Annotated in this window: 26 protein-coding genes and 1 pseudogene; 13 read left to right on the top strand and 14 right to left on the bottom strand. The window is 61.7% G+C overall.

The window, feature by feature from the left end:
- The first annotated feature begins 1,042 nt into the window (after positions 1-1,042).
- Positions 1,043-1,966 (top strand): PLP-dependent cysteine synthase family protein, encoded by a 924-nt coding sequence (locus AB8Z38_RS13460; protein ID WP_369725631.1) that lies wholly within the window; start codon positions 1,043-1,045, stop codon positions 1,964-1,966.
- 336 nt (positions 1,967-2,302) lie between these two features.
- Here the strand turns inward: AB8Z38_RS13460 and AB8Z38_RS13455 are convergent, their stop codons facing one another.
- Both AB8Z38_RS13455 and AB8Z38_RS13450 read right to left on the bottom strand, forming a co-directional pair.
- The gene (locus AB8Z38_RS13455; protein WP_369725630.1) at positions 2,303-2,491 is read right to left on the bottom strand and encodes a hypothetical protein; all 189 of its coding nucleotides are present in this window, start codon (positions 2,489-2,491) and stop codon (positions 2,303-2,305) included.
- Between the two features lie 44 nt (positions 2,492-2,535).
- Positions 2,536-3,117 carry a hypothetical protein gene (locus AB8Z38_RS13450; RefSeq protein ID WP_369725629.1) on the bottom strand — a complete coding sequence of 194 codons (582 nt, stop codon included), beginning with the start codon at positions 3,115-3,117 and terminating at the stop codon, positions 2,536-2,538.
- Between the two features lie 218 nt (positions 3,118-3,335).
- On the opposite strand from AB8Z38_RS13450, the pseudogene AB8Z38_RS13445 reads away from it, so the two are divergent.
- From AB8Z38_RS13445 to AB8Z38_RS13430, 4 genes and pseudogenes are all read left to right on the top strand, one after another.
- A pseudogene (locus AB8Z38_RS13445) lies at positions 3,336-3,784 on the top strand (DNA ligase); the annotation flags it as partial.
- Between the two features lie 79 nt (positions 3,785-3,863).
- Entirely contained in the window at positions 3,864-4,145 is a 282-nt protein-coding gene (locus tag AB8Z38_RS13440) for a hypothetical protein (protein ID WP_369725628.1), read from the top strand.
- The gene (locus AB8Z38_RS13435) at positions 4,146-5,828 is read left to right on the top strand and encodes a helix-hairpin-helix domain-containing protein (RefSeq protein ID WP_369725627.1); all 1,683 of its coding nucleotides are present in this window, start codon (positions 4,146-4,148) and stop codon (positions 5,826-5,828) included.
- Positions 5,828-6,391, top strand: coding sequence for an MOSC domain-containing protein (locus AB8Z38_RS13430; RefSeq protein ID WP_369725626.1), 564 nt, complete (start codon positions 5,828-5,830; stop codon positions 6,389-6,391). Before AB8Z38_RS13435 ends, AB8Z38_RS13430 begins: the two co-directional genes overlap by 1 nt.
- 6 nt (positions 6,392-6,397) lie before the next feature.
- Here the strand turns inward: AB8Z38_RS13430 and AB8Z38_RS13425 are convergent, their stop codons facing one another.
- The 3 genes from AB8Z38_RS13425 to AB8Z38_RS13415 form a co-directional block, all read right to left on the bottom strand.
- Positions 6,398-6,820, bottom strand: coding sequence for a hypothetical protein (locus AB8Z38_RS13425; RefSeq protein ID WP_369725625.1), 423 nt, complete (start codon positions 6,818-6,820; stop codon positions 6,398-6,400).
- Positions 6,821-6,836: 16 nt separating this feature from the next.
- Positions 6,837-7,022, bottom strand: coding sequence for a hypothetical protein (locus tag AB8Z38_RS13420; RefSeq protein ID WP_369725624.1), 186 nt, complete (start codon positions 7,020-7,022; stop codon positions 6,837-6,839).
- 275 nt (positions 7,023-7,297) lie between these two features.
- Positions 7,298-7,717 (bottom strand): nuclear transport factor 2 family protein, encoded by a 420-nt coding sequence (locus AB8Z38_RS13415; RefSeq protein ID WP_369725623.1) that lies wholly within the window; start codon positions 7,715-7,717, stop codon positions 7,298-7,300.
- A 132-nt stretch (positions 7,718-7,849) separates the two neighbouring features.
- On the opposite strand from AB8Z38_RS13415, the gene AB8Z38_RS13410 reads away from it, so the two are divergent.
- Positions 7,850-8,419 carry a bifunctional transcriptional activator/DNA repair enzyme AdaA gene (locus AB8Z38_RS13410; RefSeq protein WP_369725622.1) on the top strand — a complete coding sequence of 190 codons (570 nt, stop codon included), beginning with the start codon at positions 7,850-7,852 and terminating at the stop codon, positions 8,417-8,419.
- Between the two features lie 1,183 nt (positions 8,420-9,602).
- On the opposite strand, the gene AB8Z38_RS13405 is transcribed toward AB8Z38_RS13410, so the two are convergent.
- From AB8Z38_RS13405 to AB8Z38_RS13390, 4 genes are all read right to left on the bottom strand, one after another.
- Positions 9,603-10,937, bottom strand: a complete 1,335-nt coding sequence (locus tag AB8Z38_RS13405; protein ID WP_369725621.1) for a type II toxin-antitoxin system HipA family toxin — start codon at positions 10,935-10,937, stop codon at positions 9,603-9,605.
- Positions 10,921-11,280: a helix-turn-helix domain-containing protein gene (locus tag AB8Z38_RS13400; RefSeq protein WP_369725620.1), complete on the bottom strand. Its 360-nt coding sequence runs from the start codon at positions 11,278-11,280 to the stop codon at positions 10,921-10,923. Before AB8Z38_RS13400 ends, AB8Z38_RS13405 begins: the two co-directional genes overlap by 17 nt.
- A 340-nt stretch (positions 11,281-11,620) precedes the next feature.
- On the bottom strand, positions 11,621-11,869 hold the full coding sequence (locus tag AB8Z38_RS13395) for a hypothetical protein (RefSeq protein WP_369725619.1): 249 nt from the start codon (positions 11,867-11,869) through the stop codon (positions 11,621-11,623).
- A gap of 9 nt (positions 11,870-11,878) precedes the next feature.
- Entirely contained in the window at positions 11,879-14,659 is a 2,781-nt protein-coding gene (locus AB8Z38_RS13390; RefSeq protein ID WP_369725618.1) for a hypothetical protein, read from the bottom strand.
- Here AB8Z38_RS13390 and AB8Z38_RS13385 point away from each other — a divergent pair.
- Positions 14,652-15,461 (top strand): hypothetical protein, encoded by an 810-nt coding sequence (locus tag AB8Z38_RS13385; protein WP_369725617.1) that lies wholly within the window; start codon positions 14,652-14,654, stop codon positions 15,459-15,461. The genes AB8Z38_RS13390 and AB8Z38_RS13385 overlap by 8 nt on opposite strands.
- Positions 15,462-15,932: 471 nt before the next feature.
- Here the strand turns inward: AB8Z38_RS13385 and AB8Z38_RS13380 are convergent, their stop codons facing one another.
- Entirely contained in the window at positions 15,933-17,036 is a 1,104-nt protein-coding gene (locus tag AB8Z38_RS13380) for a S1C family serine protease (RefSeq protein WP_369725616.1), read from the bottom strand.
- A gap of 164 nt (positions 17,037-17,200) precedes the next feature.
- Between AB8Z38_RS13380 and AB8Z38_RS13375 the strand changes: the two genes are divergently transcribed.
- Both AB8Z38_RS13375 and AB8Z38_RS13370 read left to right on the top strand, forming a co-directional pair.
- On the top strand, positions 17,201-17,470 hold the full coding sequence (locus tag AB8Z38_RS13375; RefSeq protein WP_369725615.1) for a hypothetical protein: 270 nt from the start codon (positions 17,201-17,203) through the stop codon (positions 17,468-17,470).
- 67 nt (positions 17,471-17,537) lie between these two features.
- A complete protein-coding gene (locus tag AB8Z38_RS13370; RefSeq protein ID WP_369725614.1) occupies positions 17,538-17,705 on the top strand; it encodes a DUF2934 domain-containing protein in 168 nt (55 codons plus the stop codon).
- 69 nt (positions 17,706-17,774) lie between these two features.
- Here the strand turns inward: AB8Z38_RS13370 and AB8Z38_RS13365 are convergent, their stop codons facing one another.
- The 3 genes from AB8Z38_RS13365 to AB8Z38_RS13355 all read right to left on the bottom strand — a co-directional run bounded on the left by AB8Z38_RS13365 (position 17,775) and on the right by AB8Z38_RS13355 (position 20,253).
- Positions 17,775-18,308: a hypothetical protein gene (locus AB8Z38_RS13365; protein ID WP_369725613.1), complete on the bottom strand. Its 534-nt coding sequence runs from the start codon at positions 18,306-18,308 to the stop codon at positions 17,775-17,777.
- A 20-nt stretch (positions 18,309-18,328) separates the two neighbouring features.
- Entirely contained in the window at positions 18,329-19,003 is a 675-nt protein-coding gene (locus AB8Z38_RS13360; RefSeq protein WP_369725612.1) for a dsDNA nuclease domain-containing protein, read from the bottom strand.
- A 389-nt stretch (positions 19,004-19,392) separates the two neighbouring features.
- Positions 19,393-20,253, bottom strand: a complete 861-nt coding sequence (locus AB8Z38_RS13355; protein ID WP_369725611.1) for a helix-turn-helix domain-containing protein — start codon at positions 20,251-20,253, stop codon at positions 19,393-19,395.
- A 112-nt stretch (positions 20,254-20,365) separates the two neighbouring features.
- On the opposite strand from AB8Z38_RS13355, the gene AB8Z38_RS13350 reads away from it, so the two are divergent.
- The gene (locus AB8Z38_RS13350) at positions 20,366-21,904 is read left to right on the top strand and encodes a carboxylesterase/lipase family protein (protein ID WP_369725610.1); all 1,539 of its coding nucleotides are present in this window, start codon (positions 20,366-20,368) and stop codon (positions 21,902-21,904) included.
- 107 nt (positions 21,905-22,011) lie between these two features.
- Here the strand turns inward: AB8Z38_RS13350 and AB8Z38_RS13345 are convergent, their stop codons facing one another.
- On the bottom strand, positions 22,012-22,899 hold the full coding sequence (locus AB8Z38_RS13345) for a VOC family protein (RefSeq protein WP_369725609.1): 888 nt from the start codon (positions 22,897-22,899) through the stop codon (positions 22,012-22,014).
- Positions 22,900-23,077: 178 nt separating this feature from the next.
- Between AB8Z38_RS13345 and AB8Z38_RS13340 the strand changes: the two genes are divergently transcribed.
- The 3 genes from AB8Z38_RS13340 to AB8Z38_RS13330 all read left to right on the top strand — a co-directional run bounded on the left by AB8Z38_RS13340 (position 23,078) and on the right by AB8Z38_RS13330 (position 25,285).
- The gene (locus AB8Z38_RS13340) at positions 23,078-24,253 is read left to right on the top strand and encodes a CaiB/BaiF CoA transferase family protein (protein WP_369726487.1); all 1,176 of its coding nucleotides are present in this window, start codon (positions 23,078-23,080) and stop codon (positions 24,251-24,253) included.
- 155 nt (positions 24,254-24,408) lie between these two features.
- Positions 24,409-24,597, top strand: a complete 189-nt coding sequence (locus tag AB8Z38_RS13335; RefSeq protein WP_369725608.1) for a hypothetical protein — start codon at positions 24,409-24,411, stop codon at positions 24,595-24,597.
- Positions 24,598-24,670: 73 nt separating this feature from the next.
- Positions 24,671-25,285: a cysteine hydrolase family protein gene (locus tag AB8Z38_RS13330; RefSeq protein WP_369725607.1), complete on the top strand. Its 615-nt coding sequence runs from the start codon at positions 24,671-24,673 to the stop codon at positions 25,283-25,285.
- The last annotated feature ends 124 nt before the right edge of the window (positions 25,286-25,409 follow it).

The raw sequence follows: 25,409 nt of genomic DNA, 5'->3' as shown, positions 1-25,409 counted from the left end.
CGCCAGCCCCGCAATCGTGCCGGCACCCAAATACGCAACGCGGATGGAAATATTTCGATCCACGCGGCCAGATCGATTGAGGAGACAAGGGCTTGTCCCTGGTTAGATGAATCCGTTGGGTACGAGGACACGCTGAATCAACCGGCATTGGGAGTGATAAATACATTCACTCTTCGGTCTTGCTGTTGGCCTGTCTATACCGTGGGAAAACTTCGGACCTCTTTGCCCAACGGCGTTTATCGGCGCGGTGGCGCTTCCGTCGAGGAGCTTGAGGGCGCGGTGCTGCTATCGAGAGCTTCAGCGCCTTCCTCCACCGGCTAACTCCGCCGAATCTGGCACCCATGCCAGCAGGGTAAACGACCGCAGCACCCGGAATTGGCGGAAGCGACATCGGCTTTCACGCGGCGCGGCCGGTTTGGGGCGAAATTGACCGGAGCCCTCTCATGTTTCCAACTTTGAAATCTGTCGAAACTGTCATTGCTCAGAACAGGTCGGCCGCGGGGTTAACGCCGTACGTCATGGGCACCCCGAGCGAGAGGAGAAGGCCGGCGCCAACATGGATTCCGATCCGTAATGCGATCCTTGTCTTTTTGGCGATTTCGGCATTTGCACGGTCCTGCCACGCTGGACTTTGAGAGCGCATCCTGCAGCGTCGATCACGTTGGCAAACTCGACCAGCATGCCATCACCAGTCGTCTTGACTATGTGACTGCGAAAGCAGGTCTGCTCGGCTCTTTCGCAAGCCTTGAGCTGCGAAATCGGCCGCTCCTCGTCACGGCGCGTCAACCGGCGAGATGGAGTGTCCGGCCCCGGCTGGAGGCGGTACCTCACTAGCTTTGCCGTTGCGGAAGCCGGTAATCCGTATAAGCTTCGATCCGCTCAACGCATTCGGCAAATGACGCGGGATGGAGGGCGACATGGGGCGAACATATCAGAGCATTCTCGAGACTGTCGGTAATACACCGGTGGTTCGGATTAATCGCTTGGCGCCCCCGGCGTCAATCTCTTCGTAAAGATCGAAGCCTTCAACCCCCTCGGGTCGGTGAAGGACCGGTTGGCTCTTGGTGTGATCGAAGCCGCAGAGAAAAGCGGAGAGCTCAAGCCGGGGCAAACTGTCATAGAGGCGACAAGCGGAAATACCGGGATCGGCCTTGCCATGGTTTGCGCCGCCAAAGGCTATCCGCTCGTCATCACCATGGCTGAGCCGTTTAGCGTCGAGCGCCGCAAGCTCATGCGATTTTTGGGAGCGAAGGTGATCGTCACTCCCGCCGCCGAACGGGCCGTCGGAATGTTAAAGAAGACTATCGAGCTCGCCCAGGCGCATGGGTGGTTCATGACCCGGCAGTTCGAGAACGAAGCCAATCCAGATGTTCATTCGAGGACAACGGCGCGCGAAATACTTGACGATTTCGCGGGAGAAAAGCTCGACTACTTCGTTACCGGCTACGGGACTGGCGGAACGTTGAAAGGCGTTGCGAGAGTGTTGGCTAAAGAAAGTCCTGAAACCAAGATTGTGGTTTGCGAACCAGAGGATGCCAGGCTGCTGGCAAGCGGTCTCCCCCAGTCGCGGAACTCAGACGGTACCCCGGCAGCACCGCATCCGACATTCAAGCCACATCCGATGCAGGGCTGGACACCGGACTTTATCCCCAAACTCACGGACGATGCTGTCGTGATGGAGGTGATCAATCGGGTGCTGCCGATCTCTGGGCCCGAGGCCATCCGCTGCAGTAAGGAACTCGCAACGCGCGAAGGCATCTTCGTCGGAATTACCTCAGGAGCCACCTTTGCTGGTGCACTGAAGGTTGCAGCCGAGGCCGAGAAAGGAGCCAATATTCTCTGCATGCTTCCTGATACCGGCGAGCGCTACCTGAGCACGCCTCTTTTTGCGGATGTCTCAGCCGACATGAACGAGGAGGAGCTTTCAATCTCACGGTCTACACCAAGCGCGCAACTGAGCCCTTGATGTGTTCGGGCAGCCGACGGCGCGCCAAACGCGGCGGGATCAACGGCGTTGTTAACTGAACTCTGACCACCGATTGACCGCCGCCACGGTCGCTGTTCATAGCGTTCCTGCTCGGAGTTTGGGTCGCCCGGGGCTAGGGGATATCACCCCTGATTTGACCAATACTCCGCCGGTCCTGCGGTCGTGGCCAGGTGGCAGACGCTGAAGAGGGCGCCATCGCTATCGTGTTCTCGCCGGCGCCGACGAGGTGATCGATTTGGCCTGTGTCCCCGGCCGCGTGCGGATGGGGCTCGTCATGACGTCTTTGGGTCTGACGTGGCGTCCGCGCACGAACGGTCAAGCAAAATTGGCCAGTACCACGTGCGCATCCTTCAGGTCACGGGTGTCCAGTCCTTCGGTGAACCAGCCGCAGACAGCCGCGAGCAGATCGCGCGCCTCCTTGGATTTCCCGTCGTTCGCCCACAGGCGTGCAAGACCGAGGGCCGCTCGGAGCTCCCAAAACTTCGCTCGCTGTTCGTTGGCCACTCCGGTCGCGCGCCGGTAGCTGTTTGCGGCCGCGGGCTGCTCGCCTAGATAAGCGCATTGCCACCTTTGGCGTTGCTTGCAACTGCGCTTTTCGAACCGTTGATGTAGAAATATAAGGTGTTGGTCTGCGTCACTCCGCCCTGCACGTCTGCGGCCAACGGATTCCAAACGTTGGTCAGAAGCGAAAACTTCACGTCGGCGCCGGCTGGGTGAAGGTGTTTGCATCTGCCGAAGTCGCCGACAGGTGGTTCAAGGAAAACGACCCTGAAGGCGTGGCCTGGGAGTACGAAGTGGAAGGCGGTCGAGCGCAACGATCGGTTTGGCTCTACTCGCGCGATCCGGCGTCCACAGCGATCGGAGAACCCGATTGGGCCAAGCTCTATCCGTCGATCAAAGCCGCGGAAAAATGGCTTGAGGAGAACGATCCAACCGAGGTCCAGCCATACGGTTCTGCCCTCGCGCCGAGCCGCCTCGTGGCTGCGGATAGTTTCGTTCACCCTCTGCCGGTTGGAGCGATCGGGCTCTGGCAGCGACATCACCGCGGCGTAGAGTTCGGCAGGAATGCTGCGCCTTTCGCCGGGAGGTTTGTGGCGCCATTCCACCCATTGATCGAATGCATCCGACATGTGGCTCACCTCCTTGGCTTAGCGCGGAATGGACTCTTGATGGTGAAGGCGTCCGGCGCGATCCCGCTCTCGATGCGCTTCCAGGTCACGGGTGTAGATGCTGATCGAAAAATGACCTCCATCGGCGTCTTGGGGACCCCTTCAAGTCATTGATTGCATTGAACCTGATCCATTGGACCCACACGCCGATAAGCGTCGAGACCCCGCGCCGAAACACAGTCCAGTTCAGCGAGAGCTTCGAGATCGAGGGCCAGGATATGTTCGCGCACGTCTGCAAGGTAGTGGTCTCCAAGGTCCGCGACAGCGCGTACGCCAGCGGCCGCGGCAATAACTGGGTCAAGAAGACCTGCTCGCAGCGGGAGACCCTCACGATCGCGGGTTTCGCGCTCGATGATGGCAAATGGGACGGCATCTATCTCGGTCGCCGCAAGGGTGATGACCTTTTCTACGCAGGAAAGTCGACCATGGTTTCGACAAGACGAGCGCCCCTGACCTGCAGAAGCGACTGAGGCCTCCGGTACGGAAGACCCAGCCCTACTCCAAGCGGATCGCGCACAAGGGCGTCTGGGTCGAGCCGAAGCTGCTCGCCGAAATCGAGTACCGGGCGAAGTCGGCGGAGGAAAAGGTGCGGCACCCATTTTTCGAGGGTCTACGCGAGGATCTTTGACCAGGCACGTCGATCATTGCCGCGATGCGGAGCGAGATGGTAACCGAACCATAGCTGCCGGCCGGCGTTTACAGACACCATGTCTGACGCGTTTGACTACTTCCGCGCCTACGCCGTCCGGGCTCTTTGCAAAGCCCGTTCGATGCCGCGCGGCAGGATGAAGCATCTGCAGCTGGTTGCGGCGCGAATTTACAATCTCCTCAAGAAGGAGGCCGCTTATAGCCCGAATACGCAGCACCTTGAAGACTTCCGGGCAGCGCAGAAACTTGAGGCATCTCTCGATCGCCGGCGCGATGACGGCCCACCCGCTAAAGGAGCGTTTGTTCCGATGAGGCCGGGCGCGGAACGGGAGGCTCGTTGAGTGGCTTCCGTCGATGTTCGCACGATCGTCAGTCTCCTGCGAGAATACGCACAGCGTACGGCGTTGCGTGGCGGGAATCCCTACAGGGCCAAAGCCTACACGCGGGCCGCAGACAGCTTGGCGGCCCTTGCCGTCCCTCTGGACGTGCTCATCGCCGAAGACCGGCTCACGGAAATCCCCGGCGTCGGCGAGGCGATCGCCGATATTATCGCCAAGCTTCACAAGACGGGCTCTCATCCGAGCCTGGAGAAGCTCCGGAAGGAGATACCCGAGGGCGTGCTCGAGATGCTCGCGGTTCCCGGCCTTCGCCCCGAGAAGGTGCTGCGGCTCTACAAGGATCTCGGCATCACTTCGCTCGCCGAGTTGGAGGCCGCCGCCAAGGACGACCGCATCAAGAACGCCAAAGGCCTCGGCGCCGCGCTGCAGACCAAGATTCTGCAGAACCTAGCCATCGCGAAAAGCGGAGAAGGTCGCCTCCACCTGCACCGTGCCGCCGCCCTGCTCGCGCACGCCAAGGATTCGCTTCGCAGGGCCCGTCCAGAGCTCAAGCGCGTGACGATCGCAGGCGACTTCCGCCGTGGCTGCGAATTGGTGCGCGACCTCACGATCGTCGCGGAGGCTGCCAAGATCGAGAAGGTGGCGAAGCCGTCTCCGACGGACGGGCTCCAGGTCCGCCTGTCCGACCGCAAGCACTTCGGCGCCACTCTTCTCTTTGCGACCGGCTCGGCCGCTCACATCGAGCAGCTCCGGACGTTAGCCGTCGAGAAAGAGATGCGGTTGGAGGCCGACGGCTTGCACAAGGGTCGCACCCTGATCGCGGGCGACGAGGCCCAGATCTATAGCGCTCTCGGCCTGCCGTTCATCGATCCTGAACTGCGAGAGGGCCGCGGCGAGGTCGAACTGGCCTTGAAGGGCAAGCTGCCGAAGCTCGTCACCGACAAGGACTTGCGCGGAATCCTTCATTGCCACACCGATGCCTCCGACGGCACGGAGACATTGGAGACGATGGCCAACGCGACGCGCCGGCGCGGTTTCGAGTATTTCGGCGTCGCGGACCACTCCAAGTCCGCGCACTATGCGGGCGGCCTCTCGGAGGAAGAGATCGCGCAGCAGCACCGGGACACCGACCGGCTGAACAAGCGCTTCGGTAAGGATTTCCGGATCCTGAAAGGCATCGAGTCCGACATTCTGGCCGACGGCTCGCTGGACTATCCAGACGACGTGCTGGAACTCTTCGACTTCGTAGTCGCGAGCATCCACAGTCGCTTCAAACTTGACCGCAAGGCGCAGACGCAGCGGCTGCTGCGCGCCATCTCCGATCCTCACACCACCATCATTGGCCACATGACCGGGCGACAGCTGCAGCGGCGGCCAGGCTACGAAATCGACGTCGAAATGGTAATGCGGGCCTGCGCGAAGCACGATGTCGTCCTCGAGATCAACGCCCACCCATGGCGGCTCGACCTGGACTGGCGCTGGCATCAGGCGGCGCTCGAACTCGGCTGCATGATGAGCATCAACCCGGACGCCCACTCCGTCCCCGAGCTCGATCACATGCACTGGGGTGTCGAGATGGCGCGCAAGGGCGGCGTGCCGCCGGACAGGGTGCTGAACGCGATGACGCTTCCGGAGATCACGCGCTACCTGCGCCAGAAGCGGCGCTCCTTCGCCCGGGCGGCCTGATGCAGCAGGGGCACGGCTTGTCGCTGGAGGGCACCGTGGTCGCGGTCGCGGCCGATCGCGGTCACCACTTCAGCAAGCCCGCGCAGGCTCGGATCGTGCTGGTGGAAGGCCGGGGCGTCGAAGGCGACGCCCACACAGGCGCGTTCGTCAAGCACCGGTATCTCGCGCGCCGGCAGCCGCGCCTGGCCAATCTCCGGCAGGTTCACCTGATTCCGTCTGAGCTCTTCGCCTCCCTCTCGGACGCGGGCTTCGAGCTGCGACCTGGAGAGCTCGGTGAGAACATCACCACTGCCGGTCTGGACCTCGAGCGGATGCCGCTCGGGACGCTCATCGAGCTTGGACCCACGGCGATCGTGGAATTAACGGGCCTCCGGACGCCCTGTGTCCTCATCGACCGTTTCCAGGCCGGCTTGAAACGGCAGGTGCTGTCGTCGGCGGAAAGGGGCCCTCAATTCAAATGCGGGGTGCTGGGCGTGGTCAGGGCCGCCGGAGCCATCGCGGCTGGCGATACCGCGCGGGTTCGGCTCCCGTCCTCGCCATTTCGCGCCTTGCCGTCTCTGTAGGACACTTCAGGAGGCGTTCGCCCTCGCTCGTTCGCGCGCCTCGCGCAGCCGTTCGCGACGCTCGCGCCGCCGCTTGGCTCGGTCAGGGGGCTGCCGCAGCGGAGGAACCTGGGTCGCAGCGACTATCGCAGCCGGAGCCTCCTCGAGCAAAGGCGCCTGGATCGGTTCGGTCGCAGCGGACGGGGCTTCCATGAACTCGAGCACCGCCCGTCCCTTGGCAGTGATCTGCCATCCGCCGCTAATGCGTTCGACCAGCCCATGGGAAAAGATGTCGAGATCGGGCACGCGTGCGGCGAGGCGCTTGGTCCGGTCCGCCCAATCGCGGCCACTGGTTGCAAGGATAGCCATGTCGCGCTTGAGGTCCTCCATGACGGCGAAGCCGTCCGGATAGCTCACCAGGATCTTGAGGACCGTCACCTGGAAGTTCACGCCCCCTCCGGATCAATCAGCGCCACATCGTGGGTGCGCGGGACAGGGCGTCGCGGCCGACTTGCTTGAGGCCATCGACCGAAACCTCGCCTATCGTGGCGGCCTCCAGGATCTTCCGCGCCTCGATGTCGCGGTGCGAAACGCTTTCGCAGACTTTGTCCAGGACCGCGCGCAAAAGCGCGGTAGTTTCCGTGTCGAACATGCGGTTGCCCCCAAAGGGAAAACTCGATCCTAGCCCGGTTTTGCTGGCTTGGGATTCAGGCATGTTAAAGCATGCGGCATGTGCGAAGCGGAATTTTTGAGGAGCAGAGCGCTGCCGGCCAATGCCAATCGGAAGTCGACCCAAGCAGCGCATCGGCGACTAAGCGCAGGAGGCTCGGCAGCTTCCCGCGCCCCTCCGCGACGTCCGCTCACCGAGGCATGGCGGACCAGATTTGCTCAGGTTCAGTTCTTCGCATTTTGACCCAAAGCAGCCTTTTAATGTGGCTCGAAAATCATCTGCCAGCCCTTTCGGGTGTCCATGTATTCGCGAACCAGCTTGATCCGCTCGCCCGAAAGGACAAAAGCGAAGCAATAGTCATTCTCGTAGGGCTTGCCTCCAGGGAGAGTGGCTCGCATTCGCTCCTCGACGACCACAGTATCACCATCGCCATGAATGCCGAGAAACGAGATGTCGACGTTCGAGAACAGATGATGCATTTCCGAGGCAATAAAGTTTGCGATTTGGTCCGCTCCAATCATGTGGTCGGTGTGCTTGAGAGCGACTGCCGTGGCATTTCCGGCCGGCGCGATCCATTCGGCATCGGGAGTAAACAGCTCCGCGATTAGCCTCGCATCACGGCTTTTGAAAGTCTTCCAAGCATTGCTCACGACCTCTTTAGGATTCGTGCTGTTCATTTTTTTGCTTCTCCAAGTGCTCAGCGAATCTGGACCTTCTCTATAAGAAGGGCGCAGCGACATCGCTGGCCGGAATCGGACCTGATCATCTCAGGGCTGTTATTCTGGCCACGCCCTGCGGTAAGATGAGTCATGCTCAGTTTTGAGGTTTGCAACACCGCGCGCTTGCAGCGCGATCCGCGCTATGACGGCCGTTTCTACACGGCAGTGAAGACCACGGGGATTTACTGCCGCCCAGTTTGCCCTGTGAAGCAGCCGTTGACCCGTAACGTGGCCTACTATCGAACTGCGGCGGCCGCCGAGGCTGCGGGATACCGGCCTTGCCTGCGTTGCCGTCCGGAGACCGCGCCCTTCTGTGCTGCCTGGAATGGCACGCGTTCGACAGTCGCGCGGGCCCTGAAATTGATCGATGGCGGCGCGTTGGATGGCGGTTCGGTTGCCGCATTGGCCGATCGGCTCGGGGTAAGCTCGCGCCACCTTGCGCGTCTGTTCGAGCGGTACGTCGGGGCCAGCCCCCAACAGGTCGCGAAGACCAGGCGTGTACAGCGGGCGAAGCGACTACTTGACGAGACGACTGAGCCATTGGCCCAGATCGCCTACCGAGCTGGCTTTGGCAGCGTGCGCCGATTCAACGCCGTGTTGCAGGAACTCTATGGACGCTCGCCCTCCAGCATTCGCCACCGCAGCAGGGTATTAGGCTGAGATCGGGCATCCCAACCTTGGTCGGCTACTGTGCTGGTTTTTGGACGCCGGCAACAATGAAAGACCCGCGCTCTACTGGCCGGCGTCCAAAAAGCGCCAAGGCACGAAGTCGCGGGAAGTTGGGCACCGGCTAAACAGCGGGCGCTATGAGGATTTAATGCCGGCGCCGCTTTCGATGGAAAGCGCGACGCGCGCACGAGGCGACGTGCAATATCTGACGAGAGGCTGCACACCGGCAGACCGCTTCCACAACTTCCGCGTTTCGGCATGAGTGTTGCACAAGAGTATTTTTAATGTTTGCGACATGTGGAATTTCAAAGAGTTGCGCGTGGCAGAAATAGCACATCCGACAACCACTGCGCGATTAGTCGGTCGATCGATGTCCAGCGACATGGCGTGAATCAATTTCTTGCGAAGCCGAAATATAGACGGCACATTCCAGCAAACTGGTTGGCGCTTTCGTCAAGGCATTTTTTTATCAGTACGGCCGATGATGTGGCTGGCCGCATGAAGATGCTGACCCGCACGCGATCATGTGATGCACGCCAACACTACGCTGGTTGATCGTGTTGACCTTGCCACCTCGCTATCGCTGTCCTCTCAACCGGCTGCCGGCCTCTAGGCTCCTGCTCCCGCGCAGCGGGCTGGAGCGCAGCGACTTTGTGCTTTGGCCCATAGCTGACCTCTGCCGAGCACGCTCTGATGGTCTGCTCTCGAGAGGTCAGCTGACCCTGTCTTGTTGGCGATCGAGAGCTTCCTAGATCGTACTACCCATCTCCACTCCCATTGTCCTCCATGCAGTGGGCTGCCGTAGGATTGCTCGAAAATGACCGAGATTGACGGCCGTATCGGCCGGATAAGTGGTACACAGCGGTGGTCACAAATCCGACCGGGCTTTTCAGGAATCCTTGTTTTTCGGCGGTTTTCGCGCATTCGCGGCATCGGGGAGGAGAGTCCCACTTTCTCTTCCACCCGCTCTCGGCTTGACGCGCCGGATCTCTCTCGAGCGCAGGAAGAACCCTTGCCGGCTATCGAGGCCGAGCCGCGCGCCCGGCAGGCTCTCGTTGCCGAACTGTCAGCATCTGCACCAACATCGGCATGCCGATCATCGTGCGGGGCCGGGCATGATGCCGGTCAGCTTGCTGCCGGTGGTGCTGCTGCTGGACAAAAAAGGATCAGCGCTTCATGCCGACGGGTGCGGGATCACCCCTCCTCCAGAGTTGTGACCGGCAGTCATGGTAGGGCGGATTTCCTGCGTCAGGCCGAGATTTTCCCAGCGCGTCGTCAGCCGGCGGGCGAAATCGGCCGGCATCGGCAGATTCGGCAGCATGCCGGGCCATACGTCGAGGATCGTCTCGACGGTGTGCCGCACTTCTCGCTTCACGGCGGAAAACTCGATGCCCGAATATTTCGCCAAGCGCTCGAAGCTTTTGAGGTCGACGAGCTGCGGATCCTTGCTGCCGGCGAATTCCAGGGCCATCTCGTCATCGCCGAGATAGAACATCGGAACGATGTCGTAAGCAGGCGACAAGACTACGTTGACCTCGTCCGGGAAGCTGAACGACCAGTTCTTGAGGTGACTGTCGGAGTTGCCGATCATCACATCGTTTACGATCCGCCGTACTGCCTGCAAGGCCTGGCCGCGTCCCGGGACGAACCTGGTCACCAACCTCGCGAGCATCGTCTGGTTGGCGTCGTACTTCAGGTCGTGGACGACACCGACGACCTGGGCAAAGTCCTCCATATGGATCCGCGTCCCGCCCGGACCGCGGTCGAACCGCGTGACCACAAGGCAATGTTCGCCGCCCATCAGATATTTCGGATCGACGTCGTGGACTTCGCGGTTGGGCACCAGACGGATTTCCGCGGTTTCCACCCCGGCGGCGCGCGCAAGTGTCATCGCTGCGAACTCGCATTCAGTCAGCAGGGGATACTTCTCGCTCGGCGTCTTGAGAATAACGTCGCCCGCAGCGTCCTCCATCGGCAACGTGATCGCGCCCCTGTTGTTGAGCTTCATTGAGAACTTCAACTGGACGCCTGCCAGCGAAAACGTGATTTTGCCGGCGGTCGTATCCTGTTGCATCCGGACGGGCGGAGGTGGCTCCCCGCCGGTCTCCGGCACGGCCAGCACTGCGCCCGGCAGATCGTGCCCTAGCCGACGTAGAACGTCGAAGCTGTCGAATGCGCCGACGCCGAACTCCCTCTGAATGAGCTCCAGCAGCGCACCTTCCGGCAGCAGATTCTCGAAGAAGATCGGCGCCTGCCCGGCATTGCTGATCTTGTCGCCGCGGTTCAACAACCGCGCCTTCGTCCCCTTCGGGCCGTCCTCCGCCAAGTCCGCGCTTTTCCAAGCGAGACTGCAGACGGGGCGGCCAGGGCCGAGCGCGATGTAGGACTGGTCTACGACGAAGGACATGGCGCCCTCCGGATCGCGGTGGAGCGCGCCCACCCGCGTCCGGCGATCCGGCGTCGGCCTCAGGTAGATGCCGAGCGTCGCTGGCTTATTTAGGACCCGCATGAGACGGCTTCTCCTCGTCGGCGTCCACGCTGTCGTCGACGAACACCTCATCGTAGACCGACGGCATAGGACTGCCTGCCGTCGGCGACGCCGTCGGCTGCCCGATCATTTTCATGACCTCCTCGAGACGCTCGGTCGGCACGTAGATCAGCGACATGCCCAGTGTCTCACCGGCGTCGGTCAGCATGTCGATCGAGCTGTTGGCAGAACCCGTTTCCATTTCGCTGAGCCTTGCCGGATTTCGGCCGGTGCGCTGAGCGAAGTCCTGCAGGCGCCATTTGCGTTCGCGACGCGCAGCGCTTAGTTGCGAGCCCAGACGCTTTCTGGTGGAGTCTTTCGACATATCGAAAATCTCAATATTTTTTTCTTTATAACGAAATGCCAGAAGAGTGTCAACTCCACTTTCGCTAAAACGAAATATTTCGATTGTTTTTCTTTATAACGAAAAAAAAGCAAGCCGCCCCCTGGAACCGAAATCTGGAACCAGCGGGACGCAAATGGGAGACAGCTCTCTGATAGGGTCACGAAGTGTGAATCGGCGCCGGGGTCACGTCGCTTCAAGTACCGGCAGTATCCGTCTGAACGAAATTAGAAAAGCCACGTTGGGGTGGGGTCCCGATCGGCGCCGATCGGGACCCCACTTCGACGCAAATTCGGTCAGCTGCGACAAGGAATTGCCGCCGCTACTTCAACGGGCCGAGTTCGGTGCCGATTGACATGCTGGCGACCGCCACGGGGCCGGCGCCGTCGAACAGGCGCGCCAGGAAGGCGTCCAGGTCCTCTGGCGCGAAGGTCTCGAGTGCGCCGTGATCGGCGGTCGCGAGGCGGGGCCTGAGGATGCCGGCGCTGTAGAGGAGGGCCCGCTGCACCCGGGACGCGTTGATGTATTCGCCGGCGAGCAGGAGCGAGAGGGGCGCCGCCCTAAGAGGCAATCTTGGACTTCATATCGCAAGCGCCTGTATTTCGTCCGTTGACATCTCGCCGTTCTCGAAGAGCCGCAAGAAGTTCTCCCGAACGGGGAATTTGAACGGCGGCCGAAATCCCCAATTCGATCCGGGGAGTGCCATGGTTTGCAGATCGTATTTCGCGTTCTGGATCTGGATCAAGGTCCATCGGGTAGGATCGTGTTCAGTTAGCTCAGGAGGCATGTCGTAGTTGTCGAATTCTCCACGATCTCGCGTAGGTTCGAGCTCTGCGAGGAAGTGCACGAGAGCGACGGTCAAATCGCTCGTGCACAGGTCCAGGATGCGCGCAGCGTTCGGGCGGCGATTTCGGTTATGAGGCCCGACCTGTTGGTAAAGCAGACGGTAGCCCTCGCGTGCGTGGATGTTGGAGGCGATCGTGCCGCGGACCCTCTCTTCGAGGTGGATGGGTGGCGGCGGCGTGGGCGTCGCAGCGACTGGCTCCGGGAACGGCTCCGGCTCCAACGCGTCTTCGGCTTCGATCAGCGGCAAGTCCTTGCTGATCGCGGGGGAAGCGTTCGTGCTGCGCCTTTCTTCAAGGTGAACGGGTGGAGGCGGCGCGGGCATGGCAGCGACGGGCTCAGGGAGGGGCTCCGGCTCGAACGGGTTTTCGGCTTCGATCGGCAGCGGGTTCTTGCTGATCTCAGCGTCGGGAGCAGGCCTCATTTCGTGCTGGTGCGGCAGAGCTCCTGGCAGGGATCGACGCGCGATATCGGTCAGTTCCTCGGCTGACCGCGCCAGTGCCGGATCGACATACAACCGCGTATGCGCAGGTCGCCCGGCAGGGAGGAGCAAGGCAGCCCAGGTGCGGCGGGAATCGGTGAGCTCGACGGCGAGCCTCATATCGGCGGGAAGGCGACGTGCCTCTCTGATTGTGATTGTGGTGGCCGATCTGATGGCCGCAAACGCCTCGAGATTGATCCGCTCGATTTCGGTGTCGTGCATGATCTCGATCGTGCTGTTCGACCGATCGATGGCGACGATTCTTGCGAACTCGCCGGCCTGAAGGCGGGGATGTTCGCAGGCTTCCGTGGTCACGATCCATTCGCCGACTGACAAGCTGAGCGTTCCACGCAGCGTCGTGAGTTCCTCGGGAGGCTCGATAGCTTTCGTGCGGACGCGTTCTTCTCGGATCGTGTCGGCCAGCTCCTTGATGCGGCACCGGTCTTGGCAGGCCACAAACAGCGACGGATCGTCGGGGCCATGATTGGGGAATACGTCGAACGACACGAGACCGCATTCGGCCATTGCCTCGATTGCCCGGCGAACTAGGCCAGCCCGCAGCAGAAGTTCGATGTCATTTCGACTGTACCGCGCAGAGGCCGCCCCTGTCCGATCCGCGACATAGGCAGCGAGGTGCCGATGGACCACGCCATGGGAGCTGCGCTGGTCATGACCGAGGATAAGTTGAGCCTTGCGTTCGTTCGCTTCCAGTAAGAGACGGGCCAGGCACTGATCATCGATGCGATCAGCGCGAGGAACGATGACCAGCCGCCCCGGACGAAGGGCAAGGTCCCGCTCACGGCCGATCGCGAGCAAATCCTCGGGTCCGGTCACCGCCATGTCGATGGTGCCGACGACGGGCGTATCCGGCTCGTCGAGCGCGAGCGCCACATCTTGGCAGTCCGAGAGGGCATGGCCGAGGATCAGCGGCCGGTCGGAATGATTGTGGGCGTAATAGTGCTCGGCGATCTCTCGGACGAGAGAGGTGCGATCCGCGGCCGAAACAGTCGCGATCTGATCTTCGCTCGAATTGTCGACCAGATCGGTGGCCCGCTTCATCAGGGCATGGACTCGCCGCGTTGTCAGAAAGCGGGGGGCCTCCGCGGCGGTGTTCGCCAGGCTTACGACGTCGTCGTTCGTCAGGATGCGCTCGACATTGGCGGCCCTGTCCGCGGGATGGTCGAAGAATCGGGTGCAAAGCCGTTCGACCTCCAAAGTGCGAATGGTGGATCGGCCTCGCAGCAGCGTTTCGACGAGCTCCGCCGGACTTTTCTGGGTGATGGCTTGCACATTCGCCGCATGGGCCCTTTCGCGCGCGCGGACCACCCGCTGCCTCGCTCGCTCGTTGTGGATCGTTCCGTTCACGTACACCACTGGCGCATAATGCGTGCCGGGCACCGGCGCGATCGGGTCGACCACGAGATCGAGGCCGAGCTCCTCGAAAAAGGTCTGCTGAACTTCCCAGGACAGCTGCGGCCAGTCCACGCCCTCGACGATGTCGGCGCCGAGCGCGGTGGATCGGTGATGGACTATGAAATCACGGAGCTTGGGGCCCGGATTGCCTGCTGCGTCGAACGACCGAAGCGCATACCACCCGTGCCCGTGACGATTGATGAGGGCCTCGTGGATCGCCCAGTGGATCGCCACTTCGTTCGCTCTCGGGGGGGCGGTGACGATCCTCCGCATCAGCTCGGCGGCTTCGGGCAGCCACAGCTCGTCAGTCGGCGGAAGCGCCACAACCAACGCCAGTCCGACCTGAGGCAGCCGTTCTCTCTCGTTCAGCGGGGTTCGGATTTTTGCCCGTTCGGCGGCGTCGAGGCTGGCGGCGTAAACGCTAAGATCTTTGAACGTGGGTGGATGCCCCTCGGGCACGATGATGCCGCCGCATGCGTAGTCGCCCTTAAGGTGCGAATAGTCAAACTCCGCATCTACGTGTGGATCGTAGAGCGTGGTGCGCCCGGTGTAAGCGAGCGGCCTGACCGCTCCAGACAGCAGCGTCAGTCTCATGGGCGTCAATCGCGAAAACGTGATGGCCATCTCCGACTGCTATTTTCCATTCTGTATATTGAGCGCTGCCAACCAGCCTGAGAACCAGGACCGTGCAGCTGAAGAGGCAGGTTTCAAGTTTCCATCCTTCATGGTTTCGTCTCTCCCAGGAGGGACCAAAATGGCCACTACACGCCGTACCCGTATCAAGGATGTCGAACGTGCCGACGCCGAGCTGGCTGCGCTGCGCGATCAGCGAGCCCGGATCGACGCGAGGATCGAAGCGTTGGAATCCACCCGGAAGGCGGATCTCCTCAAGCTCGCGAGTGACATCCTACATGGTCTCGATCTTTCGCACGTGCCAGTCCTCACGATCATCGCGCGTCTGTCGGCTTTGGACGGTGTGGCCGAATCGAGTGAGGGAGTTGACACCGCCAGGGTCGAAGAGGTCGAAAAGGTCGAGACCTTCATCAGGTTCACCCGGAACGCCGGCTCTCGCAAGAGGGCCCTTCTCGAACGCTGTGGACTGCACTGGCACGGTCGGGACGCCGGTTGGACAGGCGTTGTCGGAAGCGCCACGTTGGCGCAATTGCGCGACGTCTTCGGGGACAAGGTGGAGAAGCCGCCCCTGATCGCGCCCGGTGGAGCTTCCCTGTGTGCACAGGAAAGCGATGCTTCACCCCTTTGCGCCGACGAGGAGCACGATGGCGGCGCGAGCGAAGTCGATGCCGAAGTGGCAGGGACCGCCAATGGCGACGAGACGACCGACGCGGCCGGCCCGGTCCTGACCAAAGCTTTCCGGGGCTTTCCGCCGCGCCGTCCCGCTCCGCAGGAGGCGGATAAGCCGGCATAGTTGCGATGTGCACGAAGGGCCGGTGCCCGATGTCATGAGCCGATGCCTGAGCACGCAAGATGCGATCGTGCGGGACCAGACGAGCCCGCCTCGCCGTAATCGTTGCCTATGCTACACTGGGCTGCTACACATCACCCAGTGTCGCCCGGATTTCCCGAGGCTTTTCAGGTGCGTAGCTGTAGCGTGGGTCTGGCTGAGTACCCTCCCGCCCCAGCCAGATCTCCCGCTGCCCTGAAATCCCTCACGAAACCGGCCTGGCTGGGGAGCTGCGCTCGCTTGCCAGTTTCCTGGAACGTCCGCATTTTTTCAGAGCCTCAAGCCGACGAGCCGGGCAGTGGCTCGTCGGCTGGCTGCTCAGCTTGAGCGTCAGCCGTTCCGCGGCGTCTTGCTCTCGTTCGCCGCCAGCAACCGGTCAAGCTCGGCACCTCGCGGGCCCATCTTCGGAAGAGGTTGCGTCTTCAGGCAGGCCGGTCATCGCTGGTCCAGCTGGGAGATGTCCGAGATGGTCAACTTGAGAGTGCGGCTTTGCCCAGCTCGGTCGATGGTCAATTCGACCTGCTTGCCGATCCCTTCATCCTCGAGCACAGAAGTCAGTTCCTCCATGCTGTGAATCGGCTTGCCGTTTGCTTCTGTAATGATGTCCCTGACGACTCCGTCCTCGCTTGCGCCCTCGAGTCCCGCTTGCGCGGCGGGAGAGCCGGGCAACGTTCGCAGGATAATGACCCCGTCGATTCCGAGGCTTGTTGCCTCATCCTGCTTGGCAGCGACGATACCGATGCCCGGCAAGGGCACGTGACCATCGCGGATCAGCTGGGCCGCAACGCGGTTGACGATGTCGACGGGAATCGCGAATCCGATTCCCGCGGAGGCACCCGAGCCCGAGAGGATGGCGCTGTTCACCCCGATGAGCCGTCCGGCGCTGTCGAGCAGCGGTCCGCCCGAATTCCCGGGATTGATGGGGGCGTCGGTCTGAATCATCCCTTTGACCTCACGCGCCGTCACTGACGGTAGTCTGCGGCCGAGTGCGCTCACGATTCCGGAGGTCAACGTCTGATCGAGACCATAGGGATTGCCGATTGCGAATGTGCTCTGGCCGACCTGTAGATCAGCCGAGCGGCCAACAGCAATGGGATGCAGCGCCGACCTTGGTCGCTCCAATTGGAGAACGGCGAGGTCGTAATTTGGAGCGGCGCCCACCACCCGTGCAGCAACAAATTCACCGGAGGTCAGTCTAACTCCAATCTGGGCCGTGCCATTGATCACGTGGTTGTTCGTGACCACGTGACCGGCCAGATCCCATATAATTCCCGAGCCCGATTGCGTCACGCTTTCCTGTTCGTCGGAGAAGACGGATGTGCTGCGCGCGCTGCGAGCGAATACATGCACGACCGACGGCGAGGCGTTCTTGAACAGACGAACAGTTGCTTGTTCGCCCGAACCAAGATCGGCGCGGGGAGCGACGGGGCGGGGATCAGAGGCAGAAAGCCACAGCGCCGACAGGTAGGGCTCTATCAGCCAGATCGTTGCCAAACACAGCAGCCAGACCGTTATGACGCGCAGGAAACGAATGGTCACCCTCCTGCCTCCTTTGCCGCGGTTCTAATTTCAGGTTATCCCGATGGTTCCTAACGACGTTTCTCGACGGCGCCGGCAAGTGCGTTGCCGGCAAGTGCGTTTCTTGAACTTGCTCTTTAGGAACGAGCGCCTCTGGCCATTGTTGCCCGCCGAAGGAGCAGCCGATGCGCAGCCTGAATCTCGGTCAGATCTTGGTTATTGCAGCATTGATCGCCATGCTGGTTCTCGCCGGGATCGGCATAGCATCGGTTTGGGATGCGACCAACGGCGTCGACGATGCCGCAATGGACGAGGATGGCTGGATTGCTCTTGGCCTCGGCGCCTTCGTTTCGGTTGTCTTGGGTTGCGGGTTGATGGCGCTGATGTTCTTCAGCAGTCGTCGCGGCTACGATGAGGCCGCCGATCCATTCCGCAAAAGGCGCCCGAAGGCCTGACTGAAATTCGGTGGCGTCCTGACCAGGGATGAGCAGCGCTCTTTGCAGGTACTCTGGAGGATGAACGATGGTGTTTCCGAACGAGGAGCAGATCAGTCTGAGAGCGCGCGAGCTTTGGGAGGAGGCCGGTCGTCCGGAAGGCCGCGATCTCGAGTTCTGGCATCGAGCGGAGCGAGAGTTGCAAGGCGCGTCCGAGCGAGGCGACCCCGGGAAAGGAATGCCGGATGACATCTAGTCCGGGCGACAGCCATCGAACCCCGTCCCAATCCGCAATGCGCAGCCGCTGCCGTTAGAACCGGCATTCTTAGTTCGAAATGTGAACCTCAGTAAGGTGTCTGCGTGCCGCGCCCTCAAGCCGCACGAACGAGGCGCCGGTTATGATCATCTGTGTTCGGGAGAACTTCTCTCGTTCCAACAGTTCGATGAAGGGTTGGACGATGAAGTTCTCTTTATCTTCGATCAGCTCACCAGCAAATTCGGCCGGCATATCCAGAATTGCCAGACCCGGATAATGGCACTGGGCTTGGGCGCTCAGCGTCAACAGTCCGTAGTGGTAAGCCACTAGGAAGTACAGGGAGTCGGTTCCCCCTAGCGCGGCTTGCCACTTCTTCGATCCAACTTTGAATCTGAACGAATTGGCCGAAACGTCCAATGAGATGTCGTTATGCGGCCAGATGCCCGGCTTTAACCTATTGATCGCATGCAGGTACTCATTCATTCCATCTGCCAGTACCTTACTGGCGTCGTCGAAGTCGGTTGCGCGGATCATCGCACTCACAGTTTCGTCCAGTGGTCTGATGCGCTTTTCAATCTCGGTGATGTCAGATCCCAGCTTCAAGCCAAGTTCTACAGCGCCCTTTAACCGACTGAGCTGCCGTTGCCGACTTCTTCGTCAAACAAGTTGTAAATCAGCTTCTTGAGCGTGCTGCCACTCTTGGAGCCAAATTCCTTTTTGACGGCACGCATTCGTTCAACAAGCGACGCAAAGGACAGTTTTCCGGCGAGTGCAAGCCAGTATTCGATGTCGCTTCCCTTCTCCGACGTGAGATCGGGAAGCTTCCCTTTGATGGATTCCGAAAGCGAGCCGAACTCAGCGCAGGTGGTTTCACGTCCCGGGCCGTAGCAGGGATATGTCAACAGCCTGAGTTCTGAATTTACGTCTCGCAGCGTGACAATCCGAAAGCGTGCTGTCTCTTTATGCTGATCGCGAGTCAGCGACTTTGCGCAAACGGAATCCGCCCCTTTCGCGCAAAGACTTGCGACCGACCAAAGGGTATCTGGTTCATTCGATTTGACTTGGACGTATTCGACGAACTCCTCGCCGTCCCGCACTCGCTTGATTAAGATGTCGTCGTGCGTCTCGCAATGCACCTTTTGAATGGTCGCATCTTCGATCATATCCAGGAAAATATCGACGACGATCTCGTCTTGATACGAAAGGCCTGCACGCGCAGTCGGCCCGCCTTCCTCAAGCGGATGATGATCGTCAATGGACGGCCACTCGATCTCGGCAGTGCTTTCTTCGTCGGACATGCTGGGCGTTTTCAATCGGTAGCTTTTTGGCTAGCCTCAACCCTTTCAAATTTTTCTGGTAACCGCAACGCTGACTTGCTAGATTTCGAAATACAGCTTCGGTTATACGTTGATTAGCTCTCCCCAACATGTGGTGTACCGAGACGAACGGTCGAGGGTCTTCATTATCGAGTTCGACCTAGCACTTTCTGGGGTGGTCCAGACATCCCTGGCCCTTGCCGCTGCGAGATCAAGCAGCATGACACCCGCTTTCTTGTACCGAATCCGGGTTGGTTGATGGCCTTATGGCGGCTTTGGCCAGCCTGCCGGCACTAGCAATTGGCAGCCGGACCGAGGGTGTGACGTAGAACTGCGAGCGACTTCTCTCCTCGGTCTGCGTTCCATCAATATCAGCCCCGCACCGGCGCTCGACCATGACCATTCGATGGATGGGCCGTCTGATCGACTCCTGAGTATGACCCGCTCTGTTGTGCGACACTGCTGAGATATCTGGCCGGCGGCTTTCCAAGCGCCTTTTTGAACATGGTGATAAAGGCCGTCACCGATTCATAACCGAGATCGGCCGACACCCGCTGCACGCTCGCGCCCGCGGCGAGCTCGCGGATTGCGACAATCAAGTGCAGTTGTTGACGCCAGCGTCCGAATGTCAGCCCGGTCTCCTTGACCACAAGACGCGCAAGACTGCTCTCGCTGAGCGCGACGCATTTGGCCCACTCCGCCAATGTGCGACGGTCTGCGGGATTGTCCGCGAGCGCCGCGGCGATGCGCTGCACACGCGGCTCGGTCGAGAGCGGCAGATGGAGTTGCTGAAGGGACATGCGCGGCAACTCGCCGAGCAAGACGCTGATCAGGCGCTCCCGCCTCACTTCGTCATGCTGCATGCCGGCAGACAGCTCGACGATCAATTCGCGCAGCAATGGCGAGATCGAAATCGTGCAGCACCGATCCGGCAGTTCGACCAGCTCCGCCTCGATGTACACGAAATAAAGCCGTGCATTCGCGGTGGCGCGATTGCTGTGCGCCATGCCACTCGGAATCCAGACCGCGCAATGAGGCGGCACCATCCACAAGCCGCTCGCGACGCGACAGGTGACGCCGCCGCCCAGGGAGACCACGAGTTGTCCCTTGCGATGGCTATGGTCGGGCACTTCTCCTTTCGTCCCGTCCGCGTCAACGCGCACGGCAATGACCGGCGCGGACCTGTCATCCACATCCAGGTCGAGCCAGGGGTACTGAAGAGGCTGTCTCATGCTTGACGGCTTTTAGCGATTGATTGCGATAATAAATAAATTAAGCGACCGCCAAAGTCGATAGATCTCAAGTTGCCCCCAAGAGCTAGGAGATGCGACCGTGCATGCCCTCATGACTTCCAAAGCCGCCGAACTGGGGCGGCAGGTTCGCACGCAAGCAGGCCACGTGCGCGGCCAGCAACGAGACGCAAGCGGCGTGCTGGCGTTCAAGGGAATTCCGTACGCTGCACCACCCGTGGGGCCGTACCGTTGGCGCGCACCGCAGCCGCCGGTGCCCTGGACCGGTGTGCGCGACGCGCTGAGCTTTGGTGCGGGGTGTCTTTCGTCCCTCGCAAACGATCCTCGGCCGGGACCGCGAGCTGAGGATTGCCTCACGCTGAATGTCTGGACGGCTGCGAAACAGGCTGACGAGAAGCGGCCCGTGATGGTGTGGGTTCACGGCGGCGGCTTTCAATTCGGCTCCTCGGCCACTCCCGCCACCAATGGGAATCCGCTGGCTGAAAAAGGCGTCGTCGTCGTCAGCTTCAACTATCGCCTCGGCATCTTCGGCTTTCTCGCTCATCCCGAACTCGATGCGGAGGCGCCATCAGGCAACTACGGCCTGCAGGATCAACTCGCGGCGCTTCGCTGGGTCCAAGCCAATATCGCCGCGTTCGGCGGTGATCCCGACAACGTCACCTTGTTCGGTGAATCCGCCGGCGCCATGGCGGTCGGCATCTTGATGGCGTCGCCCCTTGCACATGGAATGTTCCACAAAGCCATTGGCGAGAGCGGTGCGTTCTGGGATGGCCGACACGGGCCTCTCCAAAATTTCCAAGAAGCTCGCGCGCGCGGCGTCGCTTTCGCGCGTCAACAAGGCGATGCTTCGATCGCAGCCTTGCGGGCCATGCCGGCCGAGCTGTTGAACGCAGCCGCGCCCTGGAGCTTCGAGCGCGACCACGTTGTCGCGGCGTTCTCGCCAAGCATCGATCGTCGCGTGGTGCCGGACGTGCCCGCCCGGCGCTTCCTGCTGGCCAAGCAGATGCACATCCCCTTGCTGGCAGGTTGGAACAGCGCTGAGGAATTCCCTTTCATGGCGCGATCTCTTCCCGCGCAATCGGCGCAAGCCTTTCGCAATGCTGCGGCGGCGATGTTCGGCACGGAGCGCCTGGCGGAGTTTCTCGAAATCTACGCCGCCGGCAGCGACGCGCAGGCCAAGGCGTCCGTCGCCGCGCTCACCGGCGACATGGTGGTCGGCGAGCAGTGCTGGCAGTGGCTGCGGCTGCATCGGGCAAGCACTCGCGCACCCGTCTATGGCTATCACTTCAACTACACATCGCCCTACACGCCGATTGCCTCGCACGTCACCGAGATCCCCTTTGTGTTCGGCACCTTGACGCCGCAACAGGTGATCGGCAGCACCGCGCCGCCGGCCGAGGCGGACCGCGCCCTGGCGCAGACGATCATGAGCTATTGGGTGAATTTCGCGATGCGCGGCGATCCGAACGGATCCGGTCTGCCGTTCTGGCCGGCTTATGACGAGAACGATATCGTGCAGATCCTCGGCACGGCGATCGAACCCCGCCCCAATCCGCAAGCCGATCGCTTCGGCTTCCTCGGCAGCTTCAGGCAGAACGGCGCTCTTCCGATACGTTGGCGCGACGTGCCGTAGCCGGAGGCGGATCTTCTCGGCATTTCATGACGACCTCTGAGCCGCCCTGCAACCGAGACTTCGGTCTTCCGAAATTGCCGCTGCTCGGCGCGAGCCTCGCCACTTCCTTATCCTTCGTACTGATCCGGCCCCATCGCCCATGACGCCTGATCGTGGCCGAATGCGTAGTTGCGGTTGCTCACCGCCGGATTGCGATTGACCATCGGCCGCATGAACATCGGATGGGTTGCGCTGCGCAGCTCGTGCTCGACCGTGAACAGCGGCTCGCCGCTGCCGAGGTCGACGATGTCGCAGAAGCGGTACTGATACTGATTGTCCTCGCGGGAGATCAAACTGCGCGCCAGCAGCTTGCGATATGGGCCGGAGAAATCGGTGATGTACATCTGCACATGGTGGCCGTCATACTCGCCCTGCGGCCGATCGCTCTCGCGGAACAACAGGTGCTGGTTGCGCCCCGTCTTCACCGCTGCAACCTTGCCGTCGCCGTTCCACAACTCGGCGGGCATGCCCATGATCTCCGGATAGAAGGCGCAGATCGCCGCGGCGGTCCCGACCGGCACCTCGAATTCGACATAGGGGATGCCGAGCGTGATGCGCCCGAAGCGCGCCGCGTCCGGCTCGTAGCAGCGCAGGCGGTTGCCCCAGGGACAGGTCGCCTCGACATAGCCGTTGTGCTCGGCGAATCCGAACGCCGTGCCCTCGAGCTTTTTGGCGACCGATGCCAATCGCTGCAGCAGCGCCTCACGGCCTTCGATCACCAGCCCGACATGGCCGCGCAGCACCTGCGGCCTGCCGCTCGGCAGATGAAACTGACTGCGCCCGGCGTTGATCCACATGTTGGTGTCGGACACCATCAGATAAGGGTCGCGTGTGAGCCCGAGCCCCGCGACGTAAAACAGCGTGGCGAGGCGCTGGTCCGGCACCTGGATGTTGACGTGCTCAAGATGAATCGCGTTGCCGAGGTCTTCAGCGGACCGATCGAATTGTTGAGGCATGGATGCGGCTCTCGGGTAGGATGATGGACCATGTCATAGTAGCGCAGAATTCCGTCAGCCGAACTGTTGGCCGATCACATCTTGAAGCCAGGGCATGATGCCCCTTGCCACCTTGTCGCGGCAACCATTCTCTGTAATCTGACAGAAACACCAAGGGAAAGAGACCGATGGGGGAGTTCTGGAGGGCGTGCGCGTCCTCGATTTCGGGCGCTACATCGCCGGGCCGTATTGCGCGACGTTGCTGGCCGAATTCGGCGCCGAGGTCATTCGCGTGGAAAAGCGCGACGGCAGCGAGGATCGCTTCGTGGCGCCGGTCGGCGAGGGCGGCGAAGGCGCGCTGTTCCTCCAGATCAACCGCAACAAGAAGTGCATCACGCTCGACCCGATGAAGCCGGAGGGGCAGCAGGTGATGCGCGCGCTGATCGCGACCGCCGACGTCGTCGTCGCCAATCTGCCGCCGCAGACCCTGCGCGCGATGAATCTCGACTACGATTCGCTGAAGGCGATCAAGCCCGACATCATCCTGACCACGGCAACCGCCTTCGGCGGGCCGGGTCCGTGGTCCGACCGTGTCGGCTTCGACGGCGTCGGCCAGGTCATGTCGGGTTCGGCGTACATGACCGGCACCGGGGATCCGCCGTACCGGGCCGCGGTCAACTGGGTCGACTTCGGAACGGCGCTGCACTGCGCGTTCGGGACTCTCGCCGCGCTGATCGAGCGCGGCAAGTCCGGCCGCGGGCAGATCGTCGAGGGCGCGCTGCTCGCAACTGCTTTATCCTTCACCAATGCAACGCTGATCGAGCAGGCGGTCATCAACGTCAATCGCGTTCCGACCGGCAATCTCGGCCAGACCGCAGCGCCAGCCGACATCTACCGCACCAGGGACGGCTGGGTGCTGTGCCAGGTGACGGGACATCCGCTGTTCAAGCGCTGGGCCAGGCTGATGGGCGAGGAGGAGCAGTGGCTGAACGATCCGCGCTTTGCCGACGACATCAGCCGCGGCAACAACGGCCCGATCATCAGCGAGCGGATGGCGCGCTGGTGCGCCGAGCGCACCACGCAGGAGGCCGTCGACGCGCTCGGTCAGGCGATGATCCCGACCGGGCCGGTTCTGAGCCCGCAACAGGCGCTCGATCATCCGCACATCCGCGCCGCCGGCTTCCTGCAGGACGTCGATTATCCGGGCCTGCCGAAACAGGCCCCGGTCGCGCGCGCCGCCGTCCGGTTGTCGGAGACGCCGGGTGAAATCGCGTCACGCCCGCCGATGCTGGGCGAGCATACCGATGTCGTGCTGGCCGAGCTCGGCTATGACGGGGCTGCGATTGCGGCGCTTCGGCAAGGCGGGATCATCTAGCGCCGCCCCGCGCCTGCGGAGCAGCACATCCTCGAAGCACTGCTGAAGATGATCGATGTCATGTCCCCGGTGAACAGTCCGTTTCGCAAGGACGGGCGTGGAACACCAATGAGGGCCCGCCGTTGCTATTCTCAGGCCGGAGAGGGAGGATCGACATGAGCGACGAACGCTTTGCCAGACTGCTGGGCCACGCCGCCATCGACGTGTGGGGCGATATGCCGCGCGACGTTCAGGAGGCGCTGTTCGAGACGGCCATGAAGGGGCATGCGGCGGATCGCGAGGCCTTGGCGCGGCTGCTGCACGACCGTCATCCGCGCACCGCGCATCCGGCCAAGCCAGCCTGAGGGAGCGGCCGGCCGTGACGTGTCAACCGTGCGATGTCCCGCAAGCTGCGCAAGCATTCGATGGTGAAGGGCGATGAGGGACAGCAACTCAGACGTCGCCCGGATCACGGATGCCGTCCACCTCTGCGTCGACATGCAAAACATCTTTGCGCCGGGCGGTCTGTGGGCGACGCCCTGGATGGAAAGGGTGTTGCCGACGATTGCCTCGATCGCTGCGCGCTCTCAGGCCAGGACGATCTTCACGCGCTTCATCACGCCGCGGGATCCGGAAGATCGCCCCGGGCAGTGGCAGAGCTATTTCAGGCGCTGGCAGCAGGCGACCCGGCAGCACCTGCCGACATCCGCGCTCGACCTCGTGCCGGCGCTCGCGCGCTACGTTCCTCCGGCCCGCATCGTCGACAAGCCGGTCTATTCCGCCTTCAGCAATTCCGGCCTGGCGAGCCTGTTGATCAACAACAACATCGGCACGGTGGTGATGACAGGGGCGGAGACGGATGTCTGCGTGCTCTCGACGGTGATGAGCGCCATTGATCTCGGCTTCAGGGTCGTCCTCGTCGAGGACGCGGTTTGCAGCTCCTCCGACGTCGGGCACGACGCGCTCATGACGATGTACCGCACCCGCTTCCACGGTCAGGTCGATCTTGTCACCGCGGAAGAACTTGTGGAATTCTGGCAGGAGGAGGGATAAACGTCACGTCGGTTGACGGCCGGCTGCGTGTCCGCGCGCGATTGCCGGCAACCTTCATTTTGTGCCAGACTAGCGGGGAACGTGCGTTCGCACGCCATCCCAGAGCATGACGACCCGACGATGC

The sequence above is a fragment of the Bradyrhizobium sp. LLZ17 genome (assembly GCF_041200145.1).
Classification (GTDB): Bacteria; Pseudomonadota; Alphaproteobacteria; order Rhizobiales; family Xanthobacteraceae; genus Bradyrhizobium.
The sequence above is the reverse complement of the archived record's forward strand: the minus strand, read 5'-3'. Positions and strand labels throughout refer to the sequence as shown.

Bases quoted from the DNA above. Each gene is read 5' to 3' on its own strand.
- AB8Z38_RS13390 (WP_369725618.1), bottom strand. From the start codon at position 14,659: ATGGCCATCACGTTTTCGCGATTGACGCCCATGAGACTGACGCTGCTG.
- AB8Z38_RS13450 (WP_369725629.1), bottom strand. From the start codon at position 3,117: ATGTCGGATGCATTCGATCAATGGGTGGAATGGCGCCACAAACCTCCC.
- AB8Z38_RS13405 (WP_369725621.1), bottom strand. From the start codon at position 10,937: ATGCGGGTCCTAAATAAGCCAGCGACGCTCGGCATCTACCTGAGGCCG.
- AB8Z38_RS13410 (WP_369725622.1), top strand. From the start codon at position 7,850: ATGCTCAGTTTTGAGGTTTGCAACACCGCGCGCTTGCAGCGCGATCCG.
- AB8Z38_RS13430 (WP_369725626.1), top strand. From the start codon at position 5,828: ATGCAGCAGGGGCACGGCTTGTCGCTGGAGGGCACCGTGGTCGCGGTC.
- AB8Z38_RS13350 (WP_369725610.1), top strand. From the start codon at position 20,366: ATGACTTCCAAAGCCGCCGAACTGGGGCGGCAGGTTCGCACGCAAGCA.
- AB8Z38_RS13355 (WP_369725611.1), bottom strand. From the start codon at position 20,253: ATGAGACAGCCTCTTCAGTACCCCTGGCTCGACCTGGATGTGGATGAC.
- AB8Z38_RS13370 (WP_369725614.1), top strand. From the start codon at position 17,538: ATGGTGTTTCCGAACGAGGAGCAGATCAGTCTGAGAGCGCGCGAGCTT.
- AB8Z38_RS13335 (WP_369725608.1), top strand. From the start codon at position 24,409: ATGAGCGACGAACGCTTTGCCAGACTGCTGGGCCACGCCGCCATCGAC.
- AB8Z38_RS13400 (WP_369725620.1), bottom strand. From the start codon at position 11,280: ATGTCGAAAGACTCCACCAGAAAGCGTCTGGGCTCGCAACTAAGCGCT.
- AB8Z38_RS13420 (WP_369725624.1), bottom strand. From the start codon at position 7,022: ATGTTCGACACGGAAACTACCGCGCTTTTGCGCGCGGTCCTGGACAAA.
- AB8Z38_RS13345 (WP_369725609.1), bottom strand. From the start codon at position 22,899: ATGCCTCAACAATTCGATCGGTCCGCTGAAGACCTCGGCAACGCGATT.
- AB8Z38_RS13360 (WP_369725612.1), bottom strand. From the start codon at position 19,003: ATGTCCGACGAAGAAAGCACTGCCGAGATCGAGTGGCCGTCCATTGAC.
- AB8Z38_RS13385 (WP_369725617.1), top strand. From the start codon at position 14,652: ATGGCCATCTCCGACTGCTATTTTCCATTCTGTATATTGAGCGCTGCC.
- AB8Z38_RS13415 (WP_369725623.1), bottom strand. From the start codon at position 7,717: ATGAACAGCACGAATCCTAAAGAGGTCGTGAGCAATGCTTGGAAGACT.
- AB8Z38_RS13375 (WP_369725615.1), top strand. From the start codon at position 17,201: ATGCGCAGCCTGAATCTCGGTCAGATCTTGGTTATTGCAGCATTGATC.
- AB8Z38_RS13440 (WP_369725628.1), top strand. From the start codon at position 3,864: ATGTCTGACGCGTTTGACTACTTCCGCGCCTACGCCGTCCGGGCTCTT.
- AB8Z38_RS13330 (WP_369725607.1), top strand. From the start codon at position 24,671: ATGAGGGACAGCAACTCAGACGTCGCCCGGATCACGGATGCCGTCCAC.